At 61.0% G+C, this 10349-nt stretch carries 10 protein-coding genes; 1 reads left to right on the plus strand and 9 read right to left on the minus strand.

What is annotated here, in order from left to right; genetic code table 11:
* The coding region (locus AADJ04_RS16010) for an exodeoxyribonuclease III (protein WP_341240219.1) at window positions 1–511 on the plus strand (511 nt) is incomplete at its 5' end.
* A gap of 120 nt (window positions 512–631) precedes the next feature.
* On the opposite strand, the gene AADJ04_RS16015 is transcribed toward AADJ04_RS16010, so the two are convergent.
* The 9 genes from AADJ04_RS16015 to AADJ04_RS16055 form a co-directional block, all read right to left on the minus strand.
* Window positions 632–1609, minus strand: a complete 978-nt coding sequence (locus AADJ04_RS16015) for a PA2169 family four-helix-bundle protein (protein WP_341240220.1) — start codon at window positions 1607–1609, stop codon at window positions 632–634.
* Between the two features lie 214 nt (window positions 1610–1823).
* Entirely contained in the window at window positions 1824–3437 is a 1614-nt protein-coding gene (gene ntrC, locus AADJ04_RS16020) for a nitrogen regulation protein NR(I) (RefSeq protein WP_288482683.1), read from the minus strand.
* Between the two features lie 37 nt (window positions 3438–3474).
* Entirely contained in the window at window positions 3475–4506 is a 1032-nt protein-coding gene (gene glnL, locus AADJ04_RS16025; RefSeq protein ID WP_044402831.1) for a nitrogen regulation protein NR(II), read from the minus strand.
* 63 nt (window positions 4507–4569) lie between these two features.
* Window positions 4570–5088: a hypothetical protein gene (locus AADJ04_RS16030; protein ID WP_341240221.1), complete on the minus strand. Its 519-nt coding sequence runs from the start codon at window positions 5086–5088 to the stop codon at window positions 4570–4572.
* Window positions 5089–5290: 202 nt separating this feature from the next.
* On the minus strand, window positions 5291–6706 hold the full coding sequence (gene glnA, locus AADJ04_RS16035) for a type I glutamate--ammonia ligase (protein ID WP_142081568.1): 1416 nt from the start codon (window positions 6704–6706) through the stop codon (window positions 5291–5293).
* Window positions 6707–6873: 167 nt separating this feature from the next.
* On the minus strand, window positions 6874–7695 hold the full coding sequence (locus tag AADJ04_RS16040; protein ID WP_341240222.1) for a molybdopterin-binding protein: 822 nt from the start codon (window positions 7693–7695) through the stop codon (window positions 6874–6876).
* Window positions 7696–7700: 5 nt separating this feature from the next.
* Window positions 7701–8600, minus strand: coding sequence for an EI24 domain-containing protein (locus AADJ04_RS16045; protein WP_341240223.1), 900 nt, complete (start codon window positions 8598–8600; stop codon window positions 7701–7703).
* 41 nt (window positions 8601–8641) lie between these two features.
* Entirely contained in the window at window positions 8642–9655 is a 1014-nt protein-coding gene (locus AADJ04_RS16050) for a sterol desaturase family protein (RefSeq protein WP_066695609.1), read from the minus strand.
* A 39-nt stretch (window positions 9656–9694) separates the two neighbouring features.
* Window positions 9695–10349: polysaccharide deacetylase family protein (locus tag AADJ04_RS16055; protein ID WP_341240224.1), on the minus strand; the 655-nt coding region annotated here is incomplete at its 5' end.

Genomic DNA, 10349 nt, shown 5'->3' on the forward strand with positions numbered 1-10349 from the left:
GATTGCCGCCACGCTGGACACCCCCGAAGGCCCGCTGCGCTTGCTCAACGGCTACTTTGTGAATGGTCAGGAGCCGGGCTCTGAAAAGTTCGCCTACAAGATGCGATGGCTGCAGGCTCTGCACGACTGGATTCGGGCCGAAATGGCTGCACACCCGCGTCTGGTGCTGGTGGGTGACTTCAACGTGGCGCCCGAAGACCGCGACTCTTACGACCCGGTGGGCCTGCGCGAAACCATTCACCACACCACGCAAGAGCGCGACCATTTCAAGGCGCTGCTGACGCTGGGGCTGACGGACGCCTTCCGCATGTTTGAGCAGCCGGAGAAGTCTTTTTCATGGTGGGATTACCGGATGCTGGGCTTTCAGAAAAACCGGGGCCTGCGCATTGACCACATTCTGGTGAGCGAAGCGCTGCGCCCCCAAGTCACCGCGTGCGTGGTAGACCGCGCCCCGCGCAAGAACCCCCAGCCCAGCGACCACGCGCCGGTGGTGGTCACCCTGGGGGCCTGATCCACGCGCACCGCCCTCTACCACCGCACCACGCAAAAAAGCTGCAGAGCGTTCACTCTGCAGCCGCTAGCTTGACGACAGGCCGGGCACCCACCCGGCCTGCTTCGCTTCAGGCGCCGCTTATCGCTGGGCGTAGCGGTCGCGCAGCGCACGCACTTCGTCGTGGTTGCGCTTGGCCCCCTGGGCCTGGCGCTCCAGCAGCGCGCGCACGTCGGCGGGCAACGCGGCGTTCAAGGCCTTGCGGTAGCGGGCCACCGCAGCGTCTTCACCACGTTCGCACTCCTCCAGCACGGCCTTGTCGTCGCGCGATGACAGCGCCGCCTTCAACGACACCCAACCCCGGTGCACTGCCCCGGCGACGGTACCGCCGGAAGCGGGCTCACCCCCAAAGCGGCGAATTTCGCTCTCCAGTTCCTGCGCTGCTGCGGCGCACTGCTGCGAGTGGCGCAGGAAGATGCTCTTGAGTTCGGCCGAATCGGCATGGTCGGCGCAGGACTGGAAGCCGTACTCGCCGTCGCGGGCAGATTCCAGCACGTCGTTGAGGACTTCCACCACATCGTCACCGTCAGACGTATCCATGGCACCCACGGCACTCGCAGCGCCCTGGGTGCCTGCGCTGCCCAGGCGGGTGTGGGCACGGGTGGAAGCGCGATCCCAGGCTGCCCGGGTCGCAGGCCGCACATCAGACCAGGCCAGGCCGCCCGTGGCGTGACGGGCACGCCAGTCGTCCGCCAGTCGGGGCTCCACGGCATCGAAGTCGCCTTCATAGCGGCCCACGGCAGACCAGCCCAGCTCGTAGGCCGGACGGTATTGCTCATAGGGGCGACCTGGCACGTGGTAAGGCTCGCGGGTGTAGTTGTAACGCCAGTAAGCGTCTTCTTCGGTGGGGTTCACGGCCTCGGCAGCCGCCTTGCCGGCCAGTCCGCCAGCAACGGCACCTGCCACGCCACCCACCACAGCACCCACTGGGCCGCCAAAAGCACCTGCGGCTGCACCTGCAGCAGCGCCGCCCAGGGCGGCACCTACGCCAGTGCCCACGGGGTGTGCGCCTGGCTCATTGGTAATGGGGTCACGGTTGGCATCTCTGTAATCCGACATGAAACATCTCCGGTTGGTTGACAGTGATTTCATTATTGAAACCACCGCCCGCCACCGAGGTCGGAGGAAGGACCCCACCGGTGTAGGACAGGGAGCCCCTGTCTTGACCGTCACGCCAGTGCTGCAGCGCGGCCCGAGGCCGCACGCTGACACCGCGCAGCAGCTATCAATTCAATAGCTGCTGGCGCTTATTCCATAAGCGCTAGAGGCCAATTCAGCCTTCATCTGCCGCATCCAGGCCCAGTTCCTGGATCTTGCGGGTGATGGTGTTGCGGCCAATGCCCAAGCGCTGCGCAGCTTCCATGCGCCGGCCGTGGGTGGCCACCAGCGCGGTGCGGATCAGCTGCGATTCAAACCGGCGGTTGAGCACATCCCACACATCTGGCTGGCCCGTGGCGAGCAGCTTTTGCGCTTCTGCCTCCAGCGCATGCTCCCACCCCAGGGGCGCAGCTACGGGGGGTGCAGCCACGGGGGCTACAGCGTCACCCAGTGGCCTGATGGATGCATCGGCTGACGGGGCAGCCCAACCCGCAGCCCCCTGGCTGGGCACAGCCACCGGCGCCACGGCAGCTGCAGCGGGTGCGGGCTCAGGAAGGGGCACAGGCGCCGGGGTGGGCGTAGCCGCCACGGGCTCGGCGACCGGCACCAAAGGTGCTTCCAGCACTTCAGGGGGCAGGTCTTGCAGCGAGATCACCTGTGCAGGTGCCATCACCGTGAGCCAGTGGCAGATGTTCTCCAGCTGCCGCACGTTGCCGGGAAATGAAAACTGCTCCAGGCGGGCCAACGCTGCATCCGAAATGCGTTTGGGCTCCACCCCCAGCTGCCGCGCACTTTGCTGCAGAAAGTGGCGGGTGAGCATGGGCACATCGGCGTGCCGCTCGCGCAGCGCGGGCAGCCGCAGGCGAATCACGTTCAGGCGGTGAAACAAGTCTTCACGGAACCCGCCTTCCTTCACGCGCTGCTCCAGGTTCTGGTGGGTGGCAGCAATCACGCGCACATGCGACTTGACGGCAGCATGGCCGCCCACGCGGTAGAACTGCCCGTCAGACAGCACGCGCAGCAGGCGGGTCTGCAGGTCAAACGGCATATCGCCGATTTCGTCCAGAAAGAGCGTGCCGCCCTCGGCTTGCTCAAAGCGCCCACGCCGCTGCGTCTGCGCACCGGTGAAGGCGCCGCGCTCATGGCCAAACAGTTCGGACTCCAGCAGGTCCTTCGGGATGGCCGCCGTGTTGATGGCCACGAACGGCCCGTCGGCCACGGGCGAGTGCTTGTGCAGCGCGCGCGCCACCAGCTCCTTGCCCGAGCCCGATTCGCCGGTAATGAGCACCGTGACCACGCTTTGGCTCAGCCGGCCGATGGCGCGAAACACATCCTGCATGGCTGGCGCCTGGCCCAGCATTTCGGGGGTGGCAGTCTGGCGCTCTTCGGTCACCTCTTCGCGCTGGCTTTCTTCGACCGCGCGGCGGATCAGCTCCACCGCTTTGGGCAAGTCAAACGGCTTGGGCAGATACTCGAACGCGCCGCGCTGGAAGGCCGAAACGGCACTGTCCAGATCGGAATACGCCGTCATGATGATGACGGGCAAGCCCGGCTGCATCTCACGCACTTTTTCCAGCAGCTGCAGACCCGAGCCGCCGGGCATGCGAATGTCGCTGACCAGCACCTGGGGGCCTTGTCGGGCTGGGTCACCCGCCGTCACATCGGCCAGGGCATCGAGCACCTCGCGCGGATGGGTGAAGCTGCGCGTGGGCAGGTTCTCGCGCGCCAGCGCTTTTTCCAGGACGAAGCGGATCGACGGGTCATCATCTACTAACCAGATCGGCTTCATGTGTGTTTACCTTCCCTGTGGTTTTGTGTCTCAGACCTCAGGGGAGCGGAATCAGGATTCGGAAATCGGTGCGACCCGGAACACTGTCGCACTCGATCAACCCGTGGTGCCGCTGCACAAATGTCTGTGCCAGCGTCAAACCCAATCCTGACCCACCGTCGCGCCCTGACACCAGCGGATAAAAAATCCGCTCTTTGATGGCATCGGGCACCCCGGGTCCGTTGTCGATGACATGCAATTCCAGTGCCAGGCGATAGCGTTGGCGGCCGAAGGTGACTTGCCGGGCCACCCGGGTGCGCAAGGTGATCACGGCATCGCCCTGCGCGATACGCTCGGTCAGGGCCTGCGCCGCGTTTTGCACCACGTTGAGCAGCGCCTGGATGAGCTGCGCGCGATCGCCCCGGAACTCAGGGATGGAGATGTCGTAGTCGCGAACCACCTTGAGCCCCTGGGGGTACTCCACCAGCACCAGCGAGCGAACGCGTTCGCACACCTCGTGGATGTTCACATCTCCCACCAGATGGGGGTGCCGGTGGGGGGCCAGCAGGCGATCGACCAGGCTTTGCAGCCGGTCGGCCTCGTGGATGATGACCTGGGTGTATTCCTTGAGGTCGCGGCTTTCGAGCTCCATCTCCAGCAGCTGCGCGGCGCCGCGAATGCCGCCCAGCGGGTTCTTGATCTCGTGCGCCAGGTTGCGGATCAGCTCCTTGTTGGCCAGTGCCTGCTCGCGCAGGCGCTCTTCGCGGTCCTGGCGGGCCTGCTGCTCCAGCGGCCACAGCTCTACCAGCATCTCGCCCATGCGCTCGGAAGCGGCCACGTTCACATGCACCGGCACCGGGTCTTGCGTGGGCCGCCGCAGGCTGGCCTCAAACCTCAGTGCGGCAAAGTCTTGCACCTTGGCCCCGGTGAGCGCTGTTTGCAGCAGCGCAGGGTCGGTAAAGAAGGCGGAGAAATCAGCGCCTTCAAGCGTGCGACGCGACAGGCCCAGCGTGTTCTCCAGCGCCGCATTGGCAAACTGCACAGCCCCATCGGCGCGCAGCACGGCGATCAGCGTGGATAGAAGGTCCAGAGAATGAAAACGGCTGAGGCCCTGGTTGGCGTCAGCCGCGGTGGAAGTGCTCACGGGTCAGAATCAGTTGGCAGGCAAACGGCTCAGCTCACGCTTGATACCAGCAATATCGCTCTCGCTGCGCGCCACGGAGGCCTTGAGTTCTGCCGTGCGCTCCATATAACGCTGGGGGTTGCGCAAATCCAGCGCATTGCGCTCTGGCTGGCCGCCGTTGTATTCCTTGACCAGCTCGGCATGGCGGGCTTCGGCCTTGCGCAGTTCGGTTTCCAAAATCGCGCGGGCGTCCGAGTCGCGTGCACGCTGGTCGTTGTTGGTCACGCGCGGTGCGCCTGCTGGCGAGGCGGAAGAAGCCGATGACGATGAAGCGGCAGACGTCCCACCAGACGCAGCGCCCCCCCCACCCGAAGGGCGTGAGCCTTGAATCACCGTGACGTTGCCGCCCTCCACCAACTTGCAGCCACGCTCTTTGGCTTGCGTGGCGTTGTTGGTGTATTCATTTCCACAGCGATAGATTCGGTCTTGCGCAAAAGCGGCCACGGGCAAGGCCGCAACGATCCACAGGGTAAGTAGCGTTTTTTTCATAGAGTTCCTCGCACTGCTCATGCAGGATTGCCTTGGAGTATCCCCCAATCGCTGCCCATCGCCAATGCAGCGCCGCCCACGTCACGGAGGGATTTGTGTGAGGATGCAACGCTTGCAAACACCAGGGTCGTCGCCCGAAACAGATGCCTCAAGAAAAAAGGCGGCCGAAGCCGCCTTTTGGTTGATCACCCAAGACGGGCCATCACAGCGAGTAGTACATGTCGTACTCGACGGGATGCACAGCCATGCGGAAGCGGGTCACTTCAGCCATCTTCAGCTCAATGTAAGCATCGATCATGCTGTCGGTGAACACGCCACCCTTGGTCAGGAACGCGCGGTCCTTGTCCAGGTGCTCCAGCGCTTGGTCCAGGCTGTGGCACACGGTGGGCACCAGCTTGTCTTCCTCTGGAGGCAGGTGGTACAGGTCCTTCGTTGCAGCTTCGCCGGGATGGATCTTGTTTTCCACGCCGTCCAGACCCGCCATCAACAGGGCGGCAAAGCCCAGATAAGGGTTCATCAGTGGATCGGGGAAACGGGCTTCCACGCGGCGGCCCTTGGGATTGGCCACGTAAGGAATACGGATCGAAGCGGAGCGGTTCTTGGCAGAGTAAGCCAACTTCACAGGCGCCTCAAAGTGAGGAACCAGACGCTTGTAGCTGTTGGTGCCAGGGTTTGTGATGGCGTTCAGGGCACGGGCGTGCTTGATGATGCCGCCAATGTAGTACAGGGCGTAGTCAGACAGGCCGGCGTAGCCGTCGCCAGCGAACAGGTTCTTGCCGTCCTTCCACACGGACTGGTGCACGTGCATGCCGGAGCCGTTGTCGCCGTGGTAAGGCTTGGGCATGAAGGTGGCTGTCTTGCCGTAGGCGTTGGCCACGTTGTGAATCACGTACTTTTGCAGCATGGTCCAGTCAGCGCGCTCAACCAGGGTGCTGAAGCGGGTGCCGATTTCGTTCTGACCAGCACCAGCCACTTCGTGGTGGAACACTTCGACAGGAATGCCCAGCGATTCGAGAATCAGGGACATCTCGGCGCGCATGTCTTGCGTGCTGTCGACGGGAGGCACAGGGAAATAACCGCCCTTGACGGTGGGACGGTGGCCGCGGTTGCCGCCTTCGAGCTTGGAGCCGGTGTTCCAGGGGGCTTCGTACTCTTCGATTTCGTAGAAGGTGTGGTTGGGCTCTGTGCTCCAGCGCACGCCGTCAAAGATGAAGAATTCTGGCTCAGGACCAAAGTAGGCGGTATCGCCCAAACCAGAAGCCTTCAGGTAGGCTTCGGCGCGCTTGGCGATGGAGCGTGGATCGCGGTCGTAGGCCTTGCCATCGCTGGGCTCGATCACATCGCAGGTCAGGATCAGCGTGGTTTCTTCAAAGAAGGGATCGATGTTGGCGCTGCTCGGGTCAGGAATCAGCTGCATGTCGGAGGCTTCGATGCCCTTCCAGCCGGCAATAGAAGAGCCGTCGAAGGCGTGGCCCGAAATGAACTTGTCTTCGTCAAAGTGAGAGACAGGCACCGTGGTGTGCTGCTGCTTGCCACGGGTATCGGTGAAACGGAAGTCAACGAACTTGACTTCGTTTTCCTTCACCATCTTCATCACATCTGCAACGGTCTTGGCCATCAGGTTCTCCTGGGTAAAGCGCTTGTTGAAAAATCTACTGAAACTAAGCAGGTTGCGTGCCAGCCGCACTCAATCCCGCACTACGGTGGCGCAGTGCACGCAGCCCCTGCGAGAAGCGCACAACACATTGCACCAAAAAGGTTAATACAGCCTAAAGCCTGCGAGCACTACAAGGTTCGCACCAACTCAGGGCCCAGGTCTGCACTAATATCGTGCAGACCTTGCAGCAACGCAGTCCAACCCGCAGGAACCAAGTTCTGGGGGCCTTTCACCCCTAGTTCGATATGGCGTCCGTACTGGGGGTGATCCACACTGGGCAGGCTGAATACCCGCAGACCGGGATGGTGACGCTCCACCTGTTCCATGAGGGGCGTCAGGGCAGCCTCCATGGCACCCAGCACGATCACAGAATGCTCCACCTGCGGAGCCACGTGAAAAAGATGGCGATAGTGCTGGTCCAGCACCCACTCCATCATGGGCCACGCCATGACCGGGAAACCTGGGAAAAAATGCACCACTCCGCCCGCGGGGCTGGTGCAGCTGAACCCTGGAATCTTGTTGTACGGGTTAGGAATCACCTCTGCGCCCTGGGGAAATACACCCATGTTCAGACGATGCACATTGTCGGCGCGCTCAGGCTCGTAGGCAACGCCTTGTTCTTTGGCCACGTCTTGCATCCGCTCGCGAATCAGAGCTACAGCTGTGTCATGCAGCACCAGCTCACGACCCAAAGCTTTGGCCGCGCACTGGCGGGTGTGGTCATCCGGCGTTGCCCCGATGCCTCCACAGGAAAAAACAACGTCTGACGATGCAAATGCCCTTTGCAAAGTGGCGGTGAGTCGCTCTGGGTTGTCACCCACGTAGTCGGCATAAGAAAGCGCAAGGCCTCTCACCCCTAACAGCTCAATGACTTTGGGAAGGTGCTTGTCTGCACGCTTACCCGAAAGAATCTCGTCGCCGACGATGATCAAACCAAAAGAGGGAGCCATAGATTTCAATCGAGTGGATGGGGGCTTGGTGGAGGCTGCACCTGCCTTGGCGCGCCCGGTACAGCAGCACCGTTTGCCGCGCGCACAGGCGCAGTGGCGCCCACCGCAGAATTGGCGGCACGCAATTGCGCCAACGCCTGCAAGCAGAAGTGAGCAAACCACAGCGATGAAAACACAAAAACCAGCGTGTAAATCCAAATGGCCAACGGTAAGAGAACCACAAACGCTGCAGCAAACACCACACCCGAGGCCCACACAATACTGGGAGCAGCCCCAAGGTAGCCCGTCAGGATCCCCATGCCCAGCAGGGTGACCCGGTGGCGTCGCAGCACCTCTCTGCGCTCGTCCTTGCTGGCATGCTCGGCCAGCGCGTCAAAAGCCATCACCCGGTAAGTTAGCCACCCCCATATCAAAGGCGGTAGTACCAGTACCAGGGGGGGAACCAGCCACAAAGGCACAGAAAACAACAATGCCAGGAGTGCCATCACCGTGGAAGCCAGCGACCACGAAATGCTGGCCAGCAAAGCACCGCCCTGCTTTCGCTCTAGAGACGGAAACCTCCGAACGGCCACCATATTCACCAGGGCGGGCGTCATCAGAAAGGCGACGGACAAGAGGGAAACGACCACCAACACCGGAGAAGCGAGCAAGACCACCATCAACGGAGCGAGCCAATCCATCACATTGGCAAGGCCCCAAGACGCCAGCCACGACAGCATGCTTGCCAGCAGGGTGGAATCGTCCAGCCATGAAGCCATTCCCTGGACAGCGGCATCCCAATAAAAATGTTGCAACACCAGCGCCAGCAACGCCATCAACAGCAGCGGCACTGCAGACAGCAGCATGACGCGCGGCCGCAAACAATATGCGGCGGCTCGCCAAAAGGAATCAAAGAGCAAACCCATGGCGCAAGCATAACGCGCAGATCTGGCGTGCACCTATCCACCTATGCCCGTCCCAACAATCGACAGATGCCGAGCCATTGTTGAGACCAAAAGCCTTTTCCGTAGTCACGTACGCGGCCATGTGCATCGGGCTCGACCTGGTCTCGAATACCGGTAGGGTCATATCTCAACTCAAAATTGGCCGTCCCCATCAGCATGTCCCACCAGGGAAGCAGTACACCAAAGTTGTGCCCGCCCAAGACAACCTTTCTGGCATCAGCGGGGTGGCCAAGCTTGCCACCTTTGGGGGTCTGAACGGTTTCATGCCCTATGCCGATACTGTGGTGCCTGCGGTGAAATCGAGGGCTGATCCAAAGCCGCTCGCCGATGGAGCCAAACCACAGGCGAAGATTGGCATGCTGAAAACTCTCACTCAATTGGGTGATAGCCACAATGGCGATGAACTGGGTCGGAGCGACTCCAATGCACTGGGCTACTACGACCAAGATGATGTCGCGTAGGACGTCATCAAGCAAATGGTTGCGGTTGTCCGTCCACATCGTCATTTGCTGCTGAGAGTGGTGTAGCGCATGCAGCTTCCACCACCACTCAAAATGGTGCTGGCCTCTGTGAATCCAATAATCCACAAAATCAAAGACAACCAGGTAGATCAGCAGGCTAACCCAAGGAATATCCGTGACTCCGGGAAGCAAACCATCTAGCTGCAATGGACTGAAGCCGATGAGGCGAAGCGCACCAAACATCGAGTCCATGAGAGGTATCAGCAGAAAAAAGACTGCGACACGGAACACCCCCAAACGGTGAATGAGCGTGTAGAGCACATCCACCCGGACTGCAGCTTTATTCACTACGGGCTCCACTGGTTTCCACTTTTGCAGAGGCCCAATAACCAAACAGATCACCGCGATCTGAAGCGTGCCCACCAGCAACCACCCAGCCGCCGCATAGCCGGACTCCAGAATTCCGCCCCAACCCAACATAAACAGTAGCGGCTGAATCGTATTTTCAAACACCCACTGCTGGGCGGCGTCAAAAACGCCGGCAACCCAATCCATACGACAGCATCCTTCTTTTGAAGTGGAAATTCCGCGGACTCAAAAAGCCTGCTCTATACCCAATTGAGGATGATCCTTGAGAGTCTTGAAGCAGAAGCCCTTTTGCTTGAGCCCAACGATAAGAGGCTCCAGTACTGCTGGAGCCCAAGGGTCTCGCCTGGACCATATACCCAAATGCGCCATCAAGATATCTCCAGACCGAATGCCACGCAGCGCCTTGTCGAGCAACATGGCATTACTGAACTTCTCGCTTGGTAGCTCATCGCCCAAAAAACCGGCTGCGGCCCATCCCACATGCCGGTACCCACATGACTTGGCCGCGAGTTCGAGAGATGGAGATAACCTGCCACCCGGTGCTCGAAACAATGGCAGAGGTGACTTGCCGGTGAGCATATGAAGCCTACGAGAAGATTGTGAAAGCTCTTCGCAATAGCCGTTACGGTCAAGAATGTAGGTCTCTCCCTGCCGTGAGCCCGCCGAAGGTTTCACCCGAAATGCATCCTTACCGGCATCCGCAACCCAGTAAACATGGTTAAAAGTGTGAGGAGCAAATTCATGCCCTTCTTTCGCCCGCTCACGCCACCAGCCCCCCCAATGCTCACCGAGGCTACCGTCACCCTCTTTCGTCTTTTCATTGGCGGCAAAAAAGGTAACCACCACTTTCTGCCTCGCCAAGATATCTGCGATCACCGGT

Source organism: uncultured Acidovorax sp. (assembly GCF_964021665.1).
Classification (GTDB): domain Bacteria; phylum Pseudomonadota; class Gammaproteobacteria; order Burkholderiales; family Burkholderiaceae_C; genus Acidovorax; species Acidovorax temperans.

What these genes read in the sequence shown, in the direction of transcription:
- AADJ04_RS16050 (WP_066695609.1), bottom strand. Translation starts at nt 9,655, where the DNA reads ATGGATTGGGTTGCCGGCGTTTTTGACGCCGCCCAGCAGTGGGTGTTT.
- AADJ04_RS16045 (WP_341240223.1), bottom strand. Translation starts at nt 8,600, where the DNA reads ATGGGTTTGCTCTTTGATTCCTTTTGGCGAGCCGCCGCATATTGTTTG.
- glnA (WP_142081568.1), bottom strand. Translation starts at nt 6,706, where the DNA reads ATGGCCAAGACCGTTGCAGATGTGATGAAGATGGTGAAGGAAAACGAA.
- AADJ04_RS16030 (WP_341240221.1), bottom strand. Translation starts at nt 5,088, where the DNA reads ATGAAAAAAACGCTACTTACCCTGTGGATCGTTGCGGCCTTGCCCGTG.
- AADJ04_RS16040 (WP_341240222.1), bottom strand. Translation starts at nt 7,695, where the DNA reads ATGGCTCCCTCTTTTGGTTTGATCATCGTCGGCGACGAGATTCTTTCG.
- AADJ04_RS16015 (WP_341240220.1), bottom strand. Translation starts at nt 1,609, where the DNA reads ATGTCGGATTACAGAGATGCCAACCGTGACCCCATTACCAATGAGCCA.
- ntrC (WP_288482683.1), bottom strand. Translation starts at nt 3,437, where the DNA reads ATGAAGCCGATCTGGTTAGTAGATGATGACCCGTCGATCCGCTTCGTC.